Origin of the sequence: Bacillus sp. M13(2017), from assembly GCF_002218325.1 — a bacterium.
GTDB classification, from domain to species: Bacteria; Bacillota; Bacilli; order Bacillales; family Bacillaceae_G; genus Bacillus_A; species Bacillus_A thuringiensis_K.
This window is the reverse complement of record NZ_KZ268500.1, coordinates 300,439-323,203: the sequence shown is the minus strand read 5'-3', so window position 1 is coordinate 323,203 and position 22,765 is coordinate 300,439. Positions and strand designations below refer to the sequence as shown.

Sequence of the window (22,765 nt, the reverse complement as noted above, 5' to 3'; positions counted from 1 at the left end):
TGTTTTATGGAAAAGATAGGTTAAAATAAATACATATTATGAAGAGGAGTAACCAAATTGAATACAAAAAATAAAAAAATAGTTATGGGAACTATTTTACTAACTTCTCTTATTGGAGTTATTAGTGTATCTCTTTATTTCACCTATTATGGTACCCCTTGGGGAAAACAAGCAGCAATTACGGAATCAAAAGAGTATATTACAAAATATTTTAACCTAGATGCAGAAGTCAAAAATACTTCTTACGATGCTAAAATGAATAGCTATGCAATCTCCTTTGAAACAAGTACCGACGGCGAGTTTACTATCGAATATAAAAATCCTAATAACTTTAACATTTCTCCAGAAGTGCAAAAGTATTTAAGCACACACTCTAAATTTATAGAGTAGTAACGAAGCGTACATATACAAAAAAGAGTTGGTGTAACGCCAACTCTTTTTCACATATTCTTATCATACAGTTATATCTTCCTTCTCTATATTTTTAATGCCGTAATATGCAATCACAACTCCAATTGTCGCCAATGCTAGTTGAAGGGGAAGAAAAGTTGCTATAGAAAACGCTGGGTTGCTATTCATTGCAATTGAGACAACGATAAGAGATGAAACAATTGTAGTTGGCACGGAACGTTTACGCATTCCGAAATATAATGGGATTAAACTCATTCCCGCAGTTGCAATGGCTAAAGGAACTAGTTTTATTCCTTCTTGCATCAATTGATCTACTGTGAATGAATTAGGAAGAATTGAAAAATAACTATCTATCCCAAAGAAAACTCCTACTACTAAAATGTTAGATACAATAACTGTTATAAATGTTACTATCGCTGTAATAGTCAACTTACTAGCCATCATTTTCTTTCGGTTAATAGGATAAGAAAACATAAGTAGTATTGTTTTGTTTTTATATTCGCCAATTATTAACCTTGCGATTAATACACTACCAAAAATAATAAACGTTGCTCTTACTATTGTGCTAGCCATTAACAATATCGTTTCTGGATTCCTTATTTCTGCATCACCTTCTACTTGAGCGATGATGCTCACAAAGATCATTAATGCCAGTATAACAACATTTGCAATAATTGCTCTCTTCACGTACCAACCAAGCTTAAACTTTTTCAATTCTAGCTTCATTAAATGTAGCATGATAGTGTCCTCCTTCCTCCTAAGATTTAATCAATATAAATGACTCCTGTTTCACTTAAAATCTTCGCTTCATTTTTTGCATCACCAATCGTTCCTACTTTTATTTTTTCTGTATTTTTATCTTTCTTAAGTCCTTTTAAATCCACTATTACGTCAGCCGAATTACTTTTAGCCATAAGCTTCAATGATGCCGGGACACCTTTATACCGTACGCCAATATCTCCTGATTTTGTTTCTACAAATAATGATTTTCCTTCTGTCATATCTTTCAGTAAGACTTCCCCAGATGTTGAAGTGATGTTCATATTTGAGTTACTTACATTTGTTATATAGTTATCACCAGTCGCAGACTTTATATTTAATTCTTGTACTGAACTATCTTTTACAACTACCTCTCCACTTTGCGATATGAATTCACCTTTCTCCGCTGATAGTCCTACAATCATTCCATCCCCAGATTTTCCTTTTGTCACAATGCTTTTTACTACTATATCGTTTATTTTCACATCACCCGATTTATTATTTAATACAATTTTATCTATCTCTTTCTTCGGAATAGCTATACATATACTATTTTTCTTTCTAAACGTAAAACCATTAAAAAATTTGGCTGCCTTTTGTTTTTGCTTAATCACAATTTTATTTTCTTCATTTTCTATCTTGACGGGATCTATCTCTTTATCTACTTGTTCACCTTGAGCGGAAATTACTATTTTATTAGCGTCTGTACTTTTAAATTCAATATCCCAGTTTTCATTGTCTACTTCTATTTCTTTTATATTATTTATCTCAAAAGACTTTTCTTTCTTAAAATCCTTCCCCTGAAATATCTTAAAACCAAAAACCGCACTAGCAATTGTAATGAATAATATTGCAATTACTATTATTTTTTTCACCAGTCATACCCCAGTTCGTTGTTGTTTTAGGCTTGCTTCACGCCACATCGATCTTGTCGATTTTACGAAACGATAGATAACTAATGAAAATTCCTAATAAACAGAGCACGATTGGGATAGCTATAAAATCAAACATACTTACTTGACCGTTTCCAGGACCATAGTTACCACTAATCAGCATGCCAATTATTACTGCCGAAGTAATCGTTGTCGGTGTCGATTTCTTTCTCATTCCAAAAAATAAAGGAATTAAACTTATACCAGATATCATAAATGCACTTATAAAAGTACCTGGAACGATAGCTATTATTTCACCTATCGTAGCAGGTGTTTCAATCAGTCCCATCATTGGACTCACAAAATATACGAGCAAACTAATAATGAAAGTCGCGATAATCGTGCTCACAAAACAAAAACAAAAAACAATTGTTAATTTCGCACTCATTAGCATTTTCCTTTGAAGCGGATACATAAATGATAGTTGTATCGTTTTATTCTTATACTCATCAATTACTAAACGTGATAAAATGACCGAACTAAAAATAATGAATGTTATCCTAATAAAAATATTTACTAAAGCCATATTCTGTGTGAAGTCAAAGAAGAGTACGTCTCCCTCGGCTTTCATTCCCCATGCCATAAGGCTTACTACAGCGAAAATTGCTATAATACAAATTGCTACACTTTTAAAGTAACTAGATAATTGATGTTTCTTCCATTCGAGCTTCATTAATTTAAACATATAAACCACGCCTCCATTCTTTATATACCTGTCTCTACGCTGCTAACATTCTAATTCCAGCAGTAACGAAGCTTAACATTCCTATCATTAGTAGAATTAACAACCATTTCCGCCCTGGTTTCCTATAATATAAAATCCCACTTATGAACATTACGACCAATCCACTTACTAGATTTACTAACAATCCATTAAGCATGAATGCCTTCTCCATCCATTACATTTAAGAAATATTCTTCTAAGGAACTATGTTTCTTATTAATACTTTCAATTTCCACATCGTTCATAATAAGTGCTTTTGAAATGGCTTGCTGAGACACTGCCGTATCATACACACGAATCATATTTCCGCTCATTATTTTATAATTTTTTATGGCAAGTTTATCTTCTAAAATATAAGCTGCACGCTTCACATCAGGAACAGTAATTTCAATGTACTCTGTTTGTTTTCCGTTAATACTCTTCATTGAAACTTCTTTTATTAGTTTTCCATTTTGAATTACACCAATTGTATCCGCCATTAGTTCCATCTCACCTAAAATATGACTAGAAACTAATAATGTAATGCCATATTCTTTGCAGAGCATTTTAAATAAGTCTCGTAACTCTTTAATACCAATTGGATCTAAACCGTTAATTGGTTCATCTAAAATGAGCAGTTCTGGTTTTGTTACGATTGCCCTTGCAATACCAAGTCGTTGTTTCATTCCCAATGAAAAATCTTTTACTTTTTTATTATCTATCCCTTGCAGTTTCACTAAATGTAATGCATGGTCAATTTCATTTTTATCGTAATAGCCCATATATTCACAATGTAATTCTAAGTTTTCTTTCGCCGTTAATTTATCATAAAAGATTGGATATTCAATAATTGTCCCCATTCTTTTTAATACTTCATAAGATGTGTCTGTTAACTTCTCACCGAAAATTTCAATCTCACCGCTCGTCGGTTTTATTAAATTTGTAATCATTTTCATAATCGTTGTTTTACCAGCACCATTCGGTCCTAAGAAACCGTATATCTCTCCTTTTTTCACATGCATGTTAACGCTAGAAATAACTTCTTTCCCTTTAAACACTTTCGTTAACTGATTCGTTTTTAATATATAGGTCATGTCACTTTCCCCTTTCGCACTACTTTATATTTTTATAATAGACAACGGAAATCTCTTTTTTCTTACCCGTTTCTTACAAATTCCTTACGCTGAAAAAAAAGCTTGTAGAATCTACTTCTCTACAAGCTAAAACTGCATCTTTTTTAATGCAACTGTAAAAATTGTTTTTTCATACGGCTTACTAGAAAGATGAATTTTTCCATCCATCGCTTCCACCAGTCTTTTCGTAATCGTTAACCCTAAACCGCTTCCTTGGTACAATCTATTTCTCGAATCTTCAAGTGTGTACATACGCTCAAACACTTTATCAATATGAGATTCATCAATCCCTTTTCCTTTATCCCATACGTCTATATACACATTCGTTTCATCATCTCTTAACGTCATACCCAGTATCTTTCCATCGTCTCCATATGTAATTGCATTTGATATTAAATTGTTCAATACCCTACCTAATACTTCTACATTTCCAAGTGCATATATATTTCTTTCTGGTATATCAATATGAACTTGAAACCCTTTCGCCGTCACTAAATCATAAAAAGATAAAATCTTCTCACGACAAACTTCATTCATATTTACTTTTGTCATCTCGATTGCCTTGTCACCAGATTCTAGTTTTGCTAAATCAAAAAACTTATGAATCAGTTCCATTACTTCTAGTGTTTTCACATGCACCTTTTCAAGTAATATTTGCTGTTCTTCTTTATTCATCGTTTTATCCTTATTTAACATTTCTGTATATCCAAGAATAACTGTTAGCGGCGTCTTTAAATCATGTGAAATATTTGAAAGCATTTTTCTCATCGAAATTTCTACTTTTGCATGATCTGCATTCGTTTTCTGTTTTGCATCTAATAATTGATTAATTGCCACTAATAATTTTTGCAATTCTAGATCATCTGTCATAACGAGTAACTTCTCGCCTGTTTGTACATTTACAATACTTTCCAACTTTTCATATGTGTATCGTAAATTTTTACTACTATTTTTTCTCATTTTATATTGTATGTAAATGACACATAACAATATAAAAATAATACTTATTAACAAATTGACCATATTACATCACTTCCAACTTATAGCCGATGCCCCATAACGTTTTAATATATTCTGGATTAGATGGATCACTTTCGATTTTCTCACGCAATCTCCTCATATGAACATTAATAACGTTATCATCTCCATAATACTCTTCGTTCCAAACTAACGTATATATTTGCGATTTTGTAAATACACGATTTTGATTCTTTACGAACAGTTTTAAAATCTCAAATTCTTTTAAAGTAAGTTTGAGAGACTTCCCGTTTTTTTCTACGGTAAAATTAATTGGATCGATTGTTAAATCGCCAATTTGAATCATCTTTTCTGTTTCTTCTGTAGTCGAATATTTCGTAGATCTTCGAATACCTGCCTTTACACGTGCAGCTAATTCAATCATAGAAAATGGCTTACAAATGTAATCATCTGCTCCAAGTCCTAATCCAACAGCTTTATCAACATCTGTATCTTTTGCCGACATCATTAAAATCGGAACAGCACTTTTTTCTCGAATAATTCGTACAACCTCTAAGCCATCTAGCTTTGGCATCATAATGTCGAGGATAATCAAATCAAATGAACCTTTTAAATATGTGTTCACGCCTTCTTCTCCATCAGACGCAATTGTTACTTGAAAGCCCTCTTTTATCAAATACTTTTCCACCATCTCTTGAATTGAGATATCATCTTCAACTAATAAAATATGATGTGACATATGTCTATCCCCTTTTTACAAACGTTAACAACTCAATTGTATCCTAACTACTACAGACTTGAAACAAATATATGAATTTTCAAACCAACTTCCCTTCCTTCCTTAACAATGATATGATGAAATTCACTATGATTGTTCATAATTAACTTTATATAAAGGAGACTTATCATGTCAGAAAACAAAAAAGTAAGCTTAGCTGATTTAATGCGCGAACAACTTGCAAAGAAAAAGCAAGGAAATGGAAATGGTCAAAATGCAAAAAATCAAAGCCAAGAAACGAAAAAATTGCAAAACCAACAAACAAAGAAAACAAACAACCAACGTAGACGTACAGGTGTGTAAATGAACGGACAAAAACGTTCTAATATCGCGCCCGGTCTTGAAGTTGATATTGTATTAAAACAAGATCAACGAACAGGCAAATTAACACGTGGAATTGTAAAAGATATTTTAACAAACTCCCCTTCCCATCCGCATGGCATTAAAGTACGATTGCAGGACGGGCAAGTCGGTAGAGTACAAAATATCGTTCAATAAGAAAAGGAGCTCAAGTAAACTCGAGCTCCTTTTCTTTATTAACCTTTAATTTTCTCGATGAAAACTACTTTTAAGTAGTCTCCTTCTTTAAATTGATCAATGGTACGGAAATCTTCTGGTAAAGAATGTTCTTCTAATATTTTATATTTGCCATTCATTTCTTTAAATGCTGTATCGATAAAGCCTTTAAACTTTTTCATATCGAATGCGCTACAATTTGTAGAAGCAACGATAATTCCGTTATTTTCTGTAATGGCAATTGTTTCTTTTAATAAGTTTTTATAATCTTTCGCTGCACTAAATGTATATTTTTTTGAGCGTGCAAAGCTTGGAGGATCAAGTACGACCATATCAAATTTCATTTTTTTCTTCGCTGCATATTTGAAGTAAAGAAATACATCTTCTACAATAATATCTTGCGCTTCATAATCAACTTCATTTACACTAAACTGCTCAATCGTTTTACTTAAACTACGATTTGCAAGGTCAACACTCGTCGTTTTACTCGCTCCGCCAAGCGCTGCAAATACAGAGAAAGCACCTGTATAAGAGAACATATTTAACACTGTTCTTCCCTTTGCATATTTATCACGAATTTGTTTTCGAACGTTACGTTGATCTAAAAATACCCCAACCATTGCCCCATCATTTAAATAAACCGCAAAGTTTACACCGTTCTCTTTTACGATAAGTGGGAACTCGCCGCGCTCTCCTGCTACGAAATCATCACCCTCAATATATTTCCCTTTCGTATCAAAACGCTTTTTCTCATAAATACCTTTAAAGTTTGCTACTTTTTGAAGAGCAGCTATAATCTCATCTCTGAAAGTGTAAATCCCTTCACTATACCAACTTACTACGTAGTAGCCACCATAATAATCGATAATTAGTCCTCCAAGACCATCACCTTCACCATTCACCACACGGAATGCTGTCGTATCACTTGATTTGTAAAATTGCTTTCGTTTATGTAAGGCAGATTTGATTTTACTTTCAAAGAAAGATTGATTAATTTGTTCACTCTCTTTTCTCGTTAAAATCCAGCCATATCCTTTATTTTGTTTTCCATAATAACCTTTTCCGACAAAGTTGTTCTTCTCATCTACTACTTTGATGATTGTTCCTTCTTCACGAACATCATTTAAATTTTGAATCGCATCTTTTAAAATAAGCGGATATCCACTTTTAATTTCTTTTATAAATTTCGGTTTTATTTTTACAGTTACTTCTGATCGCATATAATAACTTCCTTTCCATTTGCATGCTTTCTCTACAGGAAGCATTTAAAAACGAGCCTGAAAAAACAGCCCCGTTTCACTATACCATATTATTGCTTTGCTAGTACAACTAGCTCATCCCCTGGCATAACAGCTATATATTTATACAATGTTGAAAAAGTAAGACTACCATCTCGATGGCGAATAAATAATATTAAATCCTCTGAATCGCTTTCTTCTTTATTAATTTTTTGTTCTTCTGCAACTTGTATCGTTTTAAAAATATAACCATCTTCAATTTTTCTATTTAACTCTTCATAAATTTCATTTTGACCAAACAGTAAATGAGCTTTTTTTGAAAGAGAAATGCGTTCTTGTTCAATCTTTTCCACATCATGGATTGGAAGTAAAAATGTATTATGATGTCCAAACTGCGGTACGTATGTATTTGCAACTAATACATTATAAGAATCCGTATCTGTAACTGCAATTAAGTATTCATACTGATTCATATCAACTTCAAATTGTAACTGTTCAGAGAGTACTTGGCCATTATATGTATTAAGCCCTTTCACCTTTGCACATTGCAAATGTTCTTCAGATACATCTACAATTAAGCTCGGAACACCCATCTCTTTACAGTGCAATGCAAAAGCAGATGAGAATGTACTCGCACCTGAAATTAAGATTCCTGGTGGCTCCGTATTTGCCAATCCTAATTTCTTCGCTAAAAATCCAATTGAAAATCCGTGAGCACACACGGTCGTAATAACGAGTGCAAATGTAAGTGCCGTTAATATAGAAGCGTCTTTATAACCTTCTTGTAATAACTCCGTCGCAAAGTAACTTGAAACCGTTAATGCAACGATACCTCGCGGTGCAATCCAGCCAACTAGCACCCGTTCTGCTTTTGTTAACTCTGTTCCAATTGTCGATATCCAAATCGATAAAGGACGTACAACAAACAACATCATAAGTACAAAACTTATAATAGGCCAGCTGAAAATCTCCATAATAGTTGTTCTTGGAAGCGATGCTGTTAATATAATAAAAACAGTCGACGTTAGTAGTACTGAAATATTTTCGTTAAAATGACGAATATCACCGATAGAAGAAATATATTTCTTCATCCGTGCAAGCGTAATCCCCATTACGGTTACAGCTAGCATACCTGTTTCATGCATCACTTCATCCGCAATGCCGAAGCATAATAATACCGTAACTAACAAAATTGGTGCTTTTAAATATTCTGGTACTTTTCCCTTTAAAATCATATAACTCATAAAAATACTAAATACATAACCGAGCACCATTGCAAATAATGAACCTGCAAAGAAATACAGCAACGTATGTAATTGTACATTATCTTTCGTTAAGAAATTTACAATTTGAAAGGCAAATACAGCAAGTAAAGCTCCAAATGGATCAACAATAATCGCTTCCCATTTTAAAATTGCAGCTGTTCTTGGTTTTAATCGTGCTTGGCGTAACAACGGAATAATTACCGTTGGACCTGTCACAATAAAAAGTCCTCCAATAATAAATGCAACCGCCCAATCTAATCCAGCGACGTAATGAGCTGCAAGTGAGCCAGCAATCCACGCGATAAACGCACCAAACGTAACGATACGAAATACTGGTTTTGATAGTCCCCTCAGTTCACGTATATCTAAACTTAAACTACCCTCAAACAATATAATTGCAACAGAGAGTGATACGAGTGGACTAAAAACATCTCCAAGCACCTCTTTTGGATTAATAATACCGAAAACTGGACCAATTAATAATCCAGCAACTGCCATAACAACAATGGCAGGAAGCTGGAAGCGCCATGCAGTCCATTGTGAAGCAATACCTAACGTAATAATAATAACGATACTAAGTAAAAGTGATTCAACCATAATACCCTCCTTATTCATAGTATTGCGACAGCAAAGTATAAACCATACTTTGCTTCTATATATTTTCAATCAATTCTATTTACATAATATATAACCAAGTTAAATATATAGTCAACCCATTCAAAAAAAGAACACTGTACTTACATAAAGGGAAACTTTAATCAGCCCTCACCTAACTTCTTTGCTTTCGCTGAATTTTGAGGTGGGGGTCTTACTGACCGGCAAATAGCGGGATAAAAAATATTATCATAAACTAAGATTACCATTGACAATGATAATGATTTTCATTATCATTTAATGTATATGAGTTCTTGAAAATATAGCTACATTTATAGGAGGAATAAACATGATTATTGTTACAAATACAGCTAAAATTACAAAGGGAAATGGACATAAATTAATTGAGCGTTTTAATAAAGTAGGTAAAGTTGAAACGATGCCAGGCTTTTTAGGTCTAGAAGTTCTTTTAACGCAAAATACAGTTGATTATGATGAAGTAACAATTAGCACTCGCTGGAATGCAAAAGAAGATTTCCAAGGTTGGACAAAGAGCGCTGCATTTAAAGATGCTCACTCACATCAAGGCGGAATGCCAGAATATATTCTTGATAATAAAATTGCTTACTATGATGTAAAAGTTGTACGTATGCCAATGGCCGCAGCACAGTAAAAACAGTCCTTTTTTAAAGTATAGAATATGAGAAGCGTTATCTATCACTTCTCATATTCTATACTTTTTTCTTTAATTTCTTTTTACTAATTTTGCATGTACAACTAGCCTCCCAGCCTCTGGATCAAGCGCATAATCACAAGTAGAAAGTGTTACGATTTCATCATTAGCCGTTAATTCCGTATCCGTTTTGTACAGTGATTTTTCTTGAATTTCCTTTAAGAACGATGTATATGCTGCATCATTTTCAAAATCCGTTTCAATGTAATAAAAGTCCGTTGTTGTCGTGTATACTGAAAAAACTTCCACGTCGTATCCTTCAAATAATGTATCGTAATATAATTTACGATGAGACATAAAAAAGTCTTCATCCAACATCTTTTTTAAACTACCAAACATAGAACCGTCTTTCATACGATGGCCATATAAAATCGTATTTCGATTTTGAGATTTCACATCATTACGATGGTCCATAAAAATGCTTCCCGCTCTCATATCTTCACCTTTATAATTACGAAATAAATAGTAATCATTATCTTTTGCTTGAACGATTGGATAATTAATTTGTGTATCATCCATCGTAATCCATCCGACTATCTCTGGATTAATTTTCTGGAGATCCTGAAACTGTTTACGTACCTCTCCATCTTCTGATTTTTCTTCCATTGGACTTCTTTTATAAATATGTTGTGCCTCAGCCATTACTTTACGATTTTCATAATAATCCATGAAAATCCCGCCCAACTCATACATTGAATAGAAAAAGATTCCTAAAAACACAATTGTAAGTATGCGTTGAAAAAAAGAATTCTTTTTCCGTCCTTTCTTACTATTCAAATTATCACCTCAAAACGGATTATGCTCAGCCTTTAGATTCCCATAGGTACCATGTACAATCCGGTATCTTCATCCTGCTTTACAATGACATCTACACCATATATTGCTTTAACCATTTCTTCTGTTATTACATCATTAGGATTACCTTTCGTAATGATTTCTCCATCTTTCATAACGATAATATGGTCGCTATAACGAATGGCTTGATTAATATCATGTAATACCATTACAATCGTTAGTCCATGAACTTCATTTAACTCTTTCACTAACTCTAATATTTCTAGCTGATAGTAAATATCTAAATATGTGGTCGGCTCATCTAAGAAGAGCATTGGTGTATTTTGAGCTAATGTCATTGCGATCCAAACTCGCTGCCTCTCTCCACCAGATAAAGCATAAATTGGCTTATCACGCTTACTTTGTAAATTCGTACATACTAGTGCACGCTCAATCGCTTCTCTATCTTCATCTGTTTGCGGAGAGAATATATTTTTATATGGCATACGCCCGAAGCTTATTAGCTTTTCCACTGTAATATCTGCTGGAGCCTCATTTTGTTGATGGACAACCGCTAGCTTTCTAGCAAACTCTTTCGGTTTATATTCACTAATCGCTTTTCCATCAAGTATTACTTCTCCACTGCTAGGAGCGTGGTTTCTAGACATGACACTAAGTAATGTTGATTTCCCACATCCATTCGGTCCAATGATTGTTGTAATTTTTCCAATTTCTATTTCACTACTAACAGACTTTAATCGATTTGTTACGTTATCGTATGAAAAGGTTACATTTTTAATTTCCATGAACTTTATCACTCTTTCTAAGCAAGAATATTAAGAATGGACCACCAATAACCGCCATAATTGTTGCTGCTGGAATTTCGTTAGGTGGCACAATTAACCTTCCAATCGTATCTGCCGTCAAAATTAATAACGCCCCTGCAAGAGCAGAAAATGGAATTAATACTTTATGGTCTGAACCGACTAATTGTCTTGAAATATGTGGAACTAGTAATCCTACAAAAGCAATAACACCTGCAATCGCTGTTGATACTGCCGCTAAGAGTACTGCAATGGCAGAAATAATAAGACGAACTCTCGTCACGTGCAAGCCTAAGTTTTTCGCAGTCTTATCTTGTAGCGATAATAAGTTACACCAAGCTCCTACGAACAGAGCAAGAATAAGACCAACCGTTCCATAAGTCACCATTATTTCTACATCGCCCCACGTCTTCATTGTTATGTTAGAAGTCGTCGTTTGCTTAATACTCTTAATAAAATACCCACAAATCGTAACGAATGATTCATTTAACCCAGTAAACATTGCATTAATGGCAATACCAATTAAAATAATGCGAAGCGGGCTTAATCCTGATTTCCATGAAAACGAATAAACGAGATAACATGCAAGCGCACCACCTAAAAAGGCGAATACGGGTGTCCAGAAAAAGAATTGCGGGAACAACGTAATAATAATAAGTGTCATAAAACTAGCTCCTGAAGATATACCGATTACCCCAGCATCGGCGAGTGGATTTTTCATAACAGCTTGAAAAAGCACACCTGAAACAGCAAGAGCCGCTCCAGTGAACAACGCAATAATAATACGCGGAAAACGTAAATCTTTAATGACTTCAACATCTTCATTTCCACCTGTAAATATCCCTTGTACAAGTTCAACAATACCTACTTCTAAACTCCCTTTCATCGCTGACAATGATGTCATAACAATAAGCAATGCAGTAACAATGAGGAAACTCCAAGTTTTTTTATTCATTCTACTCTTCCTTTATATTAAAATGCATCACGGATACATCATTTTTTTCAATTCATCTAACGCTTCAATTGCTGCTAAATTGCCTGTCGTTCCAAATAAACGCTCTTCTAAATCGTAAACACGGTTATTTTTAACCGCAGCAAAGTGTTTCCAAATATCATTTGTTTTAAATTCTTTATCAAACATTTTTACAACTTCATCAGGCATACCATGAGCTGCTCGTAAAATAATATCTGGATCAGCTTTCTTTAAATACTCTGTATTAGAAGCTAAATATTCTACTTGTTCACCTTGCACAATATTTTTACCACCTAGTTGTTTCACTAAATCTCCAATATAAGAATGCTCTGTTGCTACTAAATAACTTCCAGGCACACCTAATAAAATAAGCACTGTCGGTTCTTTCTTTCCTTTTACTTCTTTTTGAATGCTAGAAACCTTTTTATCTAATTTAGTTACTACTGCTTCGGCCTGTTTTTCACGCCCATATTTCTTACCTAAATCGCTAATAGAACTTTGCATATTTTTCAAACTCGTTAAATCTAAAAAGTTTGCTTTCATACCCACACCATCAAAAACTGGCTTTAATTCATATTCAAGTGTTGTCACAGATAACACTTCTGAAGGCTTTAATGACTTTACCTTTTCCATATCTGGACTCATTGGATTCCCAACTTCAGGTAAACCTTTATATCGCTTCGGTAAAGTTTTAGAACTTGTTGGAACGCCGACTAAATCTACTTCTAACGCATCCATAATTTCAGTAACAGCCACTGTTGTTGCAACGACGCGCTCTTTACTTTCACTCTTTACCTGCTTTGCTGATTCTTTTTTTGGTGATGAGCACCCGGCTATACTCATTAACAAAATGATAGCCATTAGTACACTTACAATTTTCTTCACTCTCAATCACAACTCCTTTCCATACAATATGAAACAAGTCTTGATGCACGCGAATATGCATCAAGACTCCAAAAATTACAATCTACCTGCTCTATATTTACGAACTAGTAAAGCAAGTGAACCTAGCAGTAACACCATGTATAAACCAAGTTGTGCTGTATCTGCAGTTTTTGAGTTTTTCTCTTTTTTTGAATCATTTTTTGTATCTTCTTTTTTCTTCTGACCATCTGCATTTCGGTTAAAATCAGGAGTACCTACTGTTTTTACATTATCTACTTTCGGTGTAGTCACTGGATTTTTCGGTTCATTTTTCGGTTCCTCTTTAAGAGTTCCTAACGCGCCGATATTATTTGTATCAAATTGAATTTGCACATCGTAGAAATGATGGTAGTTCATCTCATCGATGTCTACCTTTACTTTTGCGTTTAATTTTTTAAATAGATCTTCTACTTCAAACTGTACTACTCGTGTATTTGCATTTTTATCTTCGCTTACTACTTTCGCATCAGCGAATAGTTCATTGTTTTCCGTTTGGAATTTCGTAATCCACGCACTATTTTTCAGCGTCATCTCAATATATTTTTTACCATCTTTTACGATTAATTTCGCTGGATTTACAACATAGTCATGCATCTTTGAAATCTCATCTGTTTTATCTTTTAATACTTTAAATGTAATATCATATTGGCCATCTACTAAATTTTTCGGATCAACTATTACTCTCGGTTTATTATTTTCATCTTGGTTGTTGTTTCCACCTTGGTTGTCATTCCCGCCTTGGTTGTCGTTTCCACCTTGGTTGTCGTTTCCACCTTGGTTGTCATTTCCGCCTTGGTTATCTAACGGCTTAATGCTACCTTTATCAAATGCAAATTGAATATCGTAAAAATGGTGATAATTCATTGAATCGATATCTACTTTTACTTTTGCATTTAACTTTTTCGATAAATCTGGTACTTCTACTTCCACTACGCGTGAATCAGCTTTTTTATCTTCACTTATTACATTTGCATCAACAAACGAACCATTTTTCTCAAATTCAAATTTTGTAATCCAAGAACTGTTCGTTAACGTAAATGATACATACTTCTTACCATCTTTTACTTTTAGCACACCTGGACTTTTTGTATATGTGTTCATCATTGAAATTTCGTCTGTTTGATCTTTTAATGCTTTGAAATTGATGCTGTATTCACCATCTTTAATTGTCTCAGCATCTGTTTTTTTATTTTCATCTGGTTTTTCTGTTTCTGGTTTTTCTACTTCTGGTTTTTCTGCTTCTGGTTTTTCTACTTCTGGTTTTTCTGCTTCTGGTTTTTCTACTTCTGGTTTTTCTGCTTCTGGTTTTTCTACTTCTGGTTTTTCTGCTTCTGGTTTTTCTACTTCTGGTTTTTCTGCTTCTGGTTTTTCTACTTCTGGTTTTTCTGCTTCTGGTTTTTCTACTTCTGGTTTTTCTGCTTCTGGTTTTTCTACTTCTGGTTTTTCTGCTTCTGGTTTTTCTACTTCTGGTTTTTCTGCTTCTGGTTTTTCTACTTCTGGTTGTTTCTCTTCATTTTTAATTTGTTCAAGTTTATCTTGTTCAAATAAAAGTTGTACATCATGCGTTTGCTTATAATTTCTTGATGCCATTTCGATAAATACTTTTGTATTTAGTTTTTCAGATAAATCGTTTACTTCAAACTCTACTACTCTTGTATCTTTTTCCTTATTCTCACTTACTACTTTTGCATCAACAAATGTGCCATCTTTTTCCGTTTGGAAATTTTTAATTAATGAGCTACTTTTCAATGTTACAATTGCTTTTTTCTTACCGTTTTCTACTTTTAATACTCCTGGATTTACCATGTAAGTATTCATCTTAGATTCTTCATCTGTTTGATCTTTTAACACTTTAAATGGAATGCTGTACGCACCATCTGTAATTGTGTTAGAATTTGGTTGTTGATCTGGGTCAGGCTTTTGGTCGGGCTTCTGACCTGGATCCGGTTTTTCATTTGGATCTGGCTTATTAGCTGGGTCCTCTTTTTCATTTGGTTGTTCCACATGAATTGGTGTAATACTATTTTGATCAAATGCAATACGAACGTCGTACTCATGATGATAATTTAAAAAATCAATATCTACTTTTACTTTTGCATTTAATACCTTCTCTACATCTTCTACATCAAATTCTACTACTCTTGTATCTTTTTCTTTATTTTCACTAATTACATTTGTCGCAACTAGCTTACCTGCTTTTTCTGTTTCAAACTTCGTAATCCATGAACTATTTGTTAATGTAAAGGATACTTTCTTTTTCCCATCCTTCACTTTTAAAGTCCCTGGGCTTACTGAATATTGATTCATCATCGATTCTTCATCTGATGTATCTTTTAAAACTTTAAAGCCAATTGAATATTCACCGTCAGCCAACTTGGTAGCTGCTTGAACTGCAAGTGGTTGTAATGTTGATACGAATGTAAATATCATTAAAAACATAGCAACAATAATTTTTGTATACCTGTTCAATGGAACGACTCTCCCTTTTGAAAATTATTTAATACTGCTCCCATCAAATACAAAGCGAATATCATATGAAGCATTATAATTAATAATTGGAATATTAATTTTCACCTTTCCATTTAGTTTTTTTGACAAGTCAGCAACTTCAAATTCTACTACTCTAGTATTATCTTTTTTGTTTTCACTTAACACGTTTGTTTCTACAAATTGACCATCTTTTTCTACTTGGAAACTTTTAATAGAAGCACTATCTTTCACTTTAAATGAAACATATTGTTTTCCATTTTTAACTGTTAATGTTGCTGGGCTTTCAAAATAACTATTCATTCTAGACGATTCATCTTTATCGCCTTTCCATACAGTAAAAGCAATATTATATTTTCCATCAGCTAGTTTTGTAGCAGCTTTTGCATCTTGTAAACCTAGTGTTGCGATAAACGTAAATAAAACAGCAAATACGGCAATAATCATTTTAAATTGTTTAAACATATATTCACCACCCTTCAAAAGATTTATTTACTCAACTTCACTTTACGAATTAAGAAAGCACCTGAAATAAGAATTAACGCTACAAACAATCCAATACGTGCTTCATCGCCTGTTTTTGGGTTATCTGTTTTTTCAGCTTTTCCATTTTCATTTTTTGTTTCTTTGTTCACTTCTTTAGCTGTTTCCTTACTCTCTACTTTTGTTTTCTCTTCTTTTACTTGTGTATCTGTTTTCGCTTGATCATTATTTTTTGTTGTAGCAGCTACGCCGTTATCGCCACCTACAGCTTTTACATTTGCATCAAAAGCAAAACGAATTGTGTAGTGGTGGTCATAGTTTGCATTTGGTACAACAACATGAATTTTTACAGCTGCCGGTTTGGATAAATCATCTACTTTAAACTCTACTGTTCTTTTATCTGCCGATTCATCTTTACTAACAACTTTCGCATCAACAAAATTCCCATTCTCTGGTGCTTTAAATTCTGTAATCCAAGCACTATGATTCATCGGAACTTGTACTCTCATCTCACCGTTTTTCACTATTAATTTTGCCGGCTTTTCAAAATAGTCATTTGCCATTGAAGCTGAATCATTTTCCGCTTTTTGAATTACGTAATTAATATCGTAAGTACCATCAGCTAGTTTTGCTGAAGCATTCCCGTATGGCATTACAAGAAAAGCTAGCATACATACGAACGTTATAATAAAAGCGGGTAATACAGAAACCTTTTTCATTTTTCTTGTTTCCTCCTTGGTTATCTTTCATTTCACTTTTTGAAAATGATAATTATTCTCAATTTATAAGAAAAAAATAATCTCTTCTACCTATTATTTAATTAGCATTCTTTTATGTAACATAAGTATTATTGATTATCATTCTCATTTAATATTAAAAATAATATCTCACCCTATTCCTTATACGAAGGCATAGAAACTGAGAAAAAATTATAAAACGTATTTATTGATTATCATTCTCAATGCGAATCAAAAAAAATAAACTATCTCTTCTCCTCTTCTTTCACCTCTTCCCATAACAACACTATAGTTATAGAAACCCCTTTTCCCTCACTTCCCTTCCAATATTTCCACAACTAAGTCAATCTTAGCCTACTCATAAATTTTTTGTCAACTATATTACGTATAAAATTTTTAATATCTGAATTTCTCTATATGCGGCTTTTTTTACAAAAAAAGAGACTTTCTATAATAGAAAGTCTCTTTTCTCTATTTCTCTACAGCAATTTCCTGCTTTTGAAACTTAGAAACTATATAACCAAATCCTATACCGATTATCCCTGGAACTAACCAACCAATTCCTACACTATATAATGGAATCTTATCTAAAATAGGTGCTAGCGCTGCAATTTGAAGGTTTGCATTGTGTAATCCATCAAAGAAACTTATTGCAAATGCTCCTACAATCCCGCCCACATACATCGCTAATGGAAGACGAACGTAGTTTTCAACAAGTGATAATACGATAAGTACGATTCCAATTGGATAAATTGCGATTAAGATTGGTAACGCTAATGCATTTAACTGAGTTAACCCAAGGTTTGCTACCATAAATGCTAATACACAGAAAATGAAAACGACTTTTTGATAAGAAAGCTTTGGTAATAAGGAAGAGAAGTAATCACCACAAGCTGCAACAATACCTACAGAAGTTGTTAAACATGCTGCTGTAATTGCGATCCCTAGTAATAAAGTTCCGTAGCTACCAAATAAATGATTCACGACATTTGTTAAAATAATTCCTCCGTTTGCGCCCATTCCAAGTGACACACTAGAAGCTCCAAGATAAGCAAGTGCTAAATACACAAGTAGTAGACCAAGCGCTGCAATAAATCCTGCAAAGATTGTTACTTTTGCAATACTGTTTTTATTTGTAATGCCTTTTTCTTTTAACGCATGAATTACAACATTTCCGAATACCAGTGCTGCAAGTCCATCTAAAGTTAAATATCCATCAATAAATCCTTTGAAGAGAGGAGCACTATACGCTTCTGTCGGTGCACCAAATTCTCCAATTGGTGTAATAAGTGCTTTACCTACGATAATTGCAATAACAGCTAATAATATTGGAGTTAGCACCTTACCAATACGACCCACTAATTTCGAAGGATTTAAAGCTAAATAGAAAGTGACTGCAAAGAAAATAAGTGTAAAGATAACAAGTGGATATGACTGACCAGCTATCTCACTTGGTAAAAACGGTGCAACACTCATCTCATAAGCTACTGTTCCTGTACGCGGCACACTTACGAATACGCCTAAACATAAATAAATTGCAGTGATAAAAACAAGTGCGAATATAGGATGTACACGTCCTGCTAGCTCATTAATATCTCCCTTTAAAGCTATAACAATTACTCCTAATAAAGGTAGTCCAACGCCTGTTACGATAAAACCAAACAGCGCGATCCATACGTCCGTTCCAGCACCTTGCCCTAACGCTGGTGGAAAAATCATATTACCTGCACCAAAAAACAGTGCAAATAACATTAAACTTATTGCAAACATCTCTGAAAACTTTAAAGATGATTTCATTTCTACTAACCTCCTAAAATGATAAATTAACAAAATATTCTGAATTAAAATCCGTTACATATCCTCTTTCAAGCATACTTCCCCGTAAAAGAACGCAAAAAACACCCGTCCCTAACAAAGGGACGAGTGTTGAAATCGTGGTTCCACCCTTATTCTAATAAAATGAATTTATAACGAAATAAGCTCATTTTATAGCTCGTGTAAATTGATAACGGTTTTATCCGCCAAGAATTACAATGCATCATGTATGCAGTTCACTCTTGAAGTTTAGAGGTGGTAAGCTTGTCTTTTCGTATTAGGAAGCTCACAGCCTAAGGCTTCCCTCTCTGAGAATCGTAAAATACAACTCATGTCCTCATCATTACTTTTATAAAATATCTTGTCGAAACTTGTTGTTTTTTATTATATGGGCTATTTTTTAAAAAATCAATAGTTTTATTTTTTCTGACAAAAAAATATAGGAAGAAAATTTTCCCTCCCTATAACTGCCCTATTAAAATTTCTAACTCTTCAGCTGTAACGCTCCGCCACTTTCCAACTTTAAGCTCATTTAGCTCTATATTCATAATGCGTACTCGCTTTAGCTTTATTACAGTAAATCCGAAAGCACGACTCATTCTACGAATTTGCCTGTTCATTCCTTGCGTTAAAACGATACGAAATGTTGATTGATCGACTCTTGTCACTTTGCACGGCTTCGTCATTCCATCTTTAATCTTTACACCGCTGGACATCTCATCAATAAACCAGTCCGTAAAAGGTTTATCGACTGTGACAACATATTCCTTCTCGTGCTCATGATCACCATGTAAAATTCGATTCGCAATCGCGCCGTCATTCGTTAATAAAATAAGTCCTTCCGATGCTTTATCTAATCGTCCAACTGGAAAGATTCGCTCTGGGTAATTGATATAATCAATTATATTATCTTCAATATGATCGGCTGCTGTACAAGTAATCCCGACTGGTTTATGGAAGGCGATGTACACCTTTTCTTTCTCTTCTTTTACAATAACTTTCCCATCAATCGTTACCCTATCACCATCGCTCACAAGTGTACCGTGCGTACATATTTCGCCGTTAATAGCCACGCGTCCAGCTTTAATGAGGCGATCTGTTTCACGTCTGGAGCATGATTTTGCTTCGCTTATGTATTGGTTGATTTTCATGTTCTATTCCTTTTCATATATATTAAAAGCGTCAATCTATGGCAATATCATTATGCCACGATTGACGCTTTTTCACTTCGCAAAAACAACTAAATAAATAACCCCAATCACCAAAAATATTCCGCAACAAGCTAACAATACTTTTGCAAGTTTGTCCATAAACATATAATGGTTTCCCCTTTGTTTCGTTGTTTTCTATTTTAATTCGACAACTGTTACGCCTAGGCCTCCCTCGCCCATGTCACCGTAACGGAAGGTTTTCACGCCGCGATGCTTCTTCAAGTAATCTTGTACACCTTGGCGAAGTGCTCCTGTCCCCTTACCGTGAATAATTGATACGCGAGGATAGCTTGCAAGCTGGGCATCATCTAAGTATTTCTCAACGCGCGCCATTGCATTTTCAAATCGTTCACCACGAAGGTCAAGTTCTAATGAAACGTGATAGTCTCTACCTTTTACCGTTGCAACTGCTTTTTTCTCTGTTTGCTTCGGTGTGTTAATGTATTCCATATTAGATTCTTTTACTTTCATCTTCAGAATACCGATTTGTACGCTCCACTCTGTATCGCTTACTTTTTCAAGTAGTTGACCTTTTTGACCGAATGTTAATACTTTTACTTCATCACCTGCGCGTAACTGTTGTTTCGGCGCAGTGTTTTTCACGTTTACTTTTTGTTTCTTCACAAGCTCTGGCGCTGCACCTTCTAGACGGCTCTTCGCTTCAATTAGCTCGTGATCTTTCACGTTTGCAAGTTGTGCTTTACGCAATTGACGAAGTTCTTGAATAATGCCTTCCGCTTCTTTCTTTGCAGCTTCGACTTTTTCTTCCCCTTCTTTTTGCGCTTTTAATAATCGTTCATCACGATCTTCGTTAAATTCAATGATTTGACGTTGTAAATCGCGATGAAGTTTTTCAGATTGCTTGCGAAGTGCTTCTGCTTCGTTCCAGTCACGCTCTGCGTTCTTTTGACTTTCTTCTAACTTCGCAATCATATTTTCAATTTTATTCGTATCTGTACTAATGTGATTACGAGCTTGATCAATCACGCGATCAGATAGCCCAAGGCGTTTCGAAATTTCGAAGGCATTACTACGTCCTGGTACACCGATTAATAATTTATACGTTGGGCTTAATGTATTTACATCAAACTCAACGCTCGCATTAATAACTTGCTCACGGTTGTATCCGTATGCTTTTAATTCTGGATAATGCGTCGTTGCAACAACGCGAGCACCGCGATTACATACTTCATCTAAAATCGAAATTGCTAGTGCAGCACCTTCTTGTGGGTCTGTTCCAGCACCTAATTCATCGAATAAAACTAAGCTTTCAAAATCAGCTTTTTCCAAAATATCAACAATGTTCACCATATGTGAGGAGAACGTACTTAAACTTTGTTCAATCGATTGCTCATCACCGATATCAGCAAATATATTTTTAAATACACAAATCTCTGACTCATCCATTACTGGAATGTGAAGACCAGATTGCGCCATTAATACACAAATACCAACTGTTTTCAGCGTAACTGTTTTACCACCTGTATTCGGTCCTGTAATAACAATTGTCGTGAAATCTTTACCTAACATAATGTTATTTGGCACGATAATTTCTGGATCAATGAGCGGATGGCGTGCTTGTCTTAAATCCATGTAACACTCATTGTTTACGATTGGTTTTGTTGCTTTAATACGCTTCGCATAAAAAGCTTTCGCAAAGATGAAATCAAGATTCGCAACTACTTCTACGTTAGATAAAACGATATCGGCTTCTACTGCCACTTCTTCTGTTAACATCAATAAGATGCGTTCGATTTCTTGTTTTTCTTTCACACGTGCTTCTTGAAGCGCGTTATTTAATTCTACAATGACTTGCGGTTCAATAAATAACGTTTGTCCAGAAGCTGATTGATCGTGAACAATACCGCCATATACGCCGCGGTATTCTTGTTTTACTGGGATTACGTAACGTTCGTTACGAATCGTTACAATCGAGTCAGACAGCATCTTTTGTGCGTTTGAAGAGCGCGTCATATTTTCTAACTTTTCACGAATACGGCTTTCCGCCGTACGAATTTGAGTACGAATACCACGCAGTTTATCACTTGCGCTATCGACTACTTCACCGCCGTCACCGATACAATTTGTAATTTTCTTTTCTAAATCATATAAAGATACAATTTGAGCGACGTGAGTTTCTAAAATCGGAAGCTCGACACCGTTATCAGCCATATCTTCAATGAAACGTTTCATATTACGACTACCATACATCGTATTCGCAATATCAAGTAATTCATTTGGACTTAACATACTCCCAATTTTTGCACGCTTCACATTGGAGCGAATATCTGTAATACCACCTAATGGTGCACTACCTTTTAAACGAATAACTTTCGCAGCTTCATCCGTTGTATCTTGCATTTCTACAATTTCTTCAAAATCAGTGCTCGGCACTAAATGCTTCACTTTGTCACGACCAAGTGAAGATGCTGTATGTTCAAGTAATTGTTCTTTTACTTTATTGTATTCTAATACACGCAACGTTCTTTCTAACATG

23 protein-coding genes and 1 other annotated feature are annotated in these 22,765 nt (G+C 34.3%); of the genes, 4 read left to right on the top strand and 19 right to left on the bottom strand.

What is annotated here, in order from left to right:
- The first annotated feature begins 57 nt into the window (after positions 1-57).
- The gene (locus CGQ22_RS01935; RefSeq protein WP_001093309.1) at positions 58-390 is read left to right on the top strand and encodes a YfjL-like protein; all 333 of its coding nucleotides are present in this window, start codon (positions 58-60) and stop codon (positions 388-390) included.
- A 63-nt stretch (positions 391-453) separates the two neighbouring features.
- Here the strand turns inward: CGQ22_RS01935 and CGQ22_RS01930 are convergent, their stop codons facing one another.
- From CGQ22_RS01930 to CGQ22_RS01900, 7 genes are all read right to left on the bottom strand, one after another.
- Complete coding sequence (locus tag CGQ22_RS01930; protein WP_000902932.1) at positions 454-1,149, bottom strand: ABC transporter permease; 696 nt, start codon at positions 1,147-1,149, stop codon at positions 454-456.
- Between the two features lie 26 nt (positions 1,150-1,175).
- Positions 1,176-2,045 (bottom strand): DUF4097 family beta strand repeat-containing protein, encoded by an 870-nt coding sequence (locus tag CGQ22_RS01925; protein ID WP_000720986.1) that lies wholly within the window; start codon positions 2,043-2,045, stop codon positions 1,176-1,178.
- Between the two features lie 37 nt (positions 2,046-2,082).
- Positions 2,083-2,787 carry an ABC transporter permease gene (locus CGQ22_RS01920; protein WP_000475557.1) on the bottom strand — a complete coding sequence of 235 codons (705 nt, stop codon included), beginning with the start codon at positions 2,785-2,787 and terminating at the stop codon, positions 2,083-2,085.
- Positions 2,788-2,821: 34 nt separating this feature from the next.
- Positions 2,822-2,983 carry a hypothetical protein gene (locus CGQ22_RS31800; RefSeq protein WP_000931778.1) on the bottom strand — a complete coding sequence of 54 codons (162 nt, stop codon included), beginning with the start codon at positions 2,981-2,983 and terminating at the stop codon, positions 2,822-2,824.
- Positions 2,976-3,899 carry an ABC transporter ATP-binding protein gene (locus tag CGQ22_RS01910; protein ID WP_000221091.1) on the bottom strand — a complete coding sequence of 308 codons (924 nt, stop codon included), beginning with the start codon at positions 3,897-3,899 and terminating at the stop codon, positions 2,976-2,978. The genes CGQ22_RS31800 and CGQ22_RS01910 overlap by 8 nt, the downstream gene beginning before the upstream one ends.
- Before the next feature lie 126 nt (positions 3,900-4,025).
- Positions 4,026-4,961, bottom strand: a complete 936-nt coding sequence (locus CGQ22_RS01905; RefSeq protein WP_089148240.1) for a HAMP domain-containing histidine kinase — start codon at positions 4,959-4,961, stop codon at positions 4,026-4,028.
- A 1-nt stretch (position 4,962) separates the two neighbouring features.
- The gene (locus tag CGQ22_RS01900) at positions 4,963-5,655 is read right to left on the bottom strand and encodes a response regulator transcription factor (RefSeq protein WP_089148239.1); all 693 of its coding nucleotides are present in this window, start codon (positions 5,653-5,655) and stop codon (positions 4,963-4,965) included.
- Positions 5,656-5,823: 168 nt separating this feature from the next.
- On the opposite strand from CGQ22_RS01900, the gene CGQ22_RS31795 reads away from it, so the two are divergent.
- On the top strand, positions 5,824-5,997 hold the full coding sequence (locus CGQ22_RS31795; protein ID WP_001293578.1) for a hypothetical protein: 174 nt from the start codon (positions 5,824-5,826) through the stop codon (positions 5,995-5,997).
- On the top strand, positions 5,998-6,192 hold the full coding sequence (locus CGQ22_RS01890; RefSeq protein ID WP_001014310.1) for a YwbE family protein: 195 nt from the start codon (positions 5,998-6,000) through the stop codon (positions 6,190-6,192).
- A gap of 38 nt (positions 6,193-6,230) precedes the next feature.
- Here the strand turns inward: CGQ22_RS01890 and CGQ22_RS01885 are convergent, their stop codons facing one another.
- Together CGQ22_RS01885 and CGQ22_RS01880 are read right to left on the bottom strand one after the other, a co-directional pair.
- Positions 6,231-7,430 (bottom strand): class I SAM-dependent rRNA methyltransferase, encoded by a 1,200-nt coding sequence (locus CGQ22_RS01885; protein ID WP_001255969.1) that lies wholly within the window; start codon positions 7,428-7,430, stop codon positions 6,231-6,233.
- An 89-nt stretch (positions 7,431-7,519) separates the two neighbouring features.
- Positions 7,520-9,310: a cation:proton antiporter gene (locus CGQ22_RS01880; RefSeq protein WP_089148238.1), complete on the bottom strand. Its 1,791-nt coding sequence runs from the start codon at positions 9,308-9,310 to the stop codon at positions 7,520-7,522.
- Positions 9,311-9,656: 346 nt separating this feature from the next.
- Here CGQ22_RS01880 and isdG point away from each other — a divergent pair, with 346 nt between their 5' ends.
- Complete coding sequence (gene isdG, locus CGQ22_RS01875) at positions 9,657-9,980, top strand: heme oxygenase (RefSeq protein ID WP_000587818.1); 324 nt, start codon at positions 9,657-9,659, stop codon at positions 9,978-9,980.
- Between the two features lie 72 nt (positions 9,981-10,052).
- Here isdG and srtB read toward each other — a convergent pair whose 3' ends face one another.
- The 10 genes from srtB to CGQ22_RS01820 form a co-directional block, all read right to left on the bottom strand.
- Positions 10,053-10,817 carry a class B sortase gene (srtB, locus tag CGQ22_RS01870; RefSeq protein WP_001086122.1) on the bottom strand — a complete coding sequence of 255 codons (765 nt, stop codon included), beginning with the start codon at positions 10,815-10,817 and terminating at the stop codon, positions 10,053-10,055.
- A gap of 32 nt (positions 10,818-10,849) precedes the next feature.
- Positions 10,850-11,620 (bottom strand): ABC transporter ATP-binding protein, encoded by a 771-nt coding sequence (locus tag CGQ22_RS01865; RefSeq protein WP_000403761.1) that lies wholly within the window; start codon positions 11,618-11,620, stop codon positions 10,850-10,852.
- Positions 11,610-12,593, bottom strand: coding sequence for a FecCD family ABC transporter permease (locus tag CGQ22_RS01860; protein ID WP_001036834.1), 984 nt, complete (start codon positions 12,591-12,593; stop codon positions 11,610-11,612). The genes CGQ22_RS01865 and CGQ22_RS01860 overlap by 11 nt, the downstream gene beginning before the upstream one ends.
- 27 nt (positions 12,594-12,620) lie before the next feature.
- The gene (isdE, locus tag CGQ22_RS01855; RefSeq protein ID WP_002164197.1) at positions 12,621-13,502 is read right to left on the bottom strand and encodes a heme ABC transporter substrate-binding protein IsdE; all 882 of its coding nucleotides are present in this window, start codon (positions 13,500-13,502) and stop codon (positions 12,621-12,623) included.
- A 69-nt stretch (positions 13,503-13,571) separates the two neighbouring features.
- The gene (locus CGQ22_RS01850; protein ID WP_089148237.1) at positions 13,572-16,004 is read right to left on the bottom strand and encodes an NEAT domain-containing protein; all 2,433 of its coding nucleotides are present in this window, start codon (positions 16,002-16,004) and stop codon (positions 13,572-13,574) included.
- 24 nt (positions 16,005-16,028) lie between these two features.
- Positions 16,029-16,487 (bottom strand): NEAT domain-containing protein, encoded by a 459-nt coding sequence (locus tag CGQ22_RS01845; RefSeq protein ID WP_000476163.1) that lies wholly within the window; start codon positions 16,485-16,487, stop codon positions 16,029-16,031.
- 23 nt (positions 16,488-16,510) lie between these two features.
- A complete protein-coding gene (gene isdC / locus CGQ22_RS01840; protein ID WP_000757952.1) occupies positions 16,511-17,224 on the bottom strand; it encodes a heme uptake protein IsdC in 714 nt (237 codons plus the stop codon).
- A 489-nt stretch (positions 17,225-17,713) separates the two neighbouring features.
- Complete coding sequence (gene brnQ6 / locus CGQ22_RS01835; RefSeq protein ID WP_000842650.1) at positions 17,714-19,039, bottom strand: branched-chain amino acid transport system II carrier protein BrnQ6; 1,326 nt, start codon at positions 19,037-19,039, stop codon at positions 17,714-17,716.
- A gap of 115 nt (positions 19,040-19,154) precedes the next feature.
- Positions 19,155-19,410 (bottom strand) — a binding site (T-box leader).
- Positions 19,411-19,518: 108 nt separating this feature from the next.
- Positions 19,519-20,208 carry a 23S rRNA pseudouridine(2604) synthase RluF gene (locus tag CGQ22_RS01830; RefSeq protein WP_089148236.1) on the bottom strand — a complete coding sequence of 230 codons (690 nt, stop codon included), beginning with the start codon at positions 20,206-20,208 and terminating at the stop codon, positions 19,519-19,521.
- A gap of 195 nt (positions 20,209-20,403) precedes the next feature.
- The gene (locus CGQ22_RS01820; protein ID WP_089148235.1) at positions 20,404-22,764 is read right to left on the bottom strand and encodes an endonuclease MutS2; all 2,361 of its coding nucleotides are present in this window, start codon (positions 22,762-22,764) and stop codon (positions 20,404-20,406) included.
- Position 22,765: the final 1 nt, after the last annotated feature.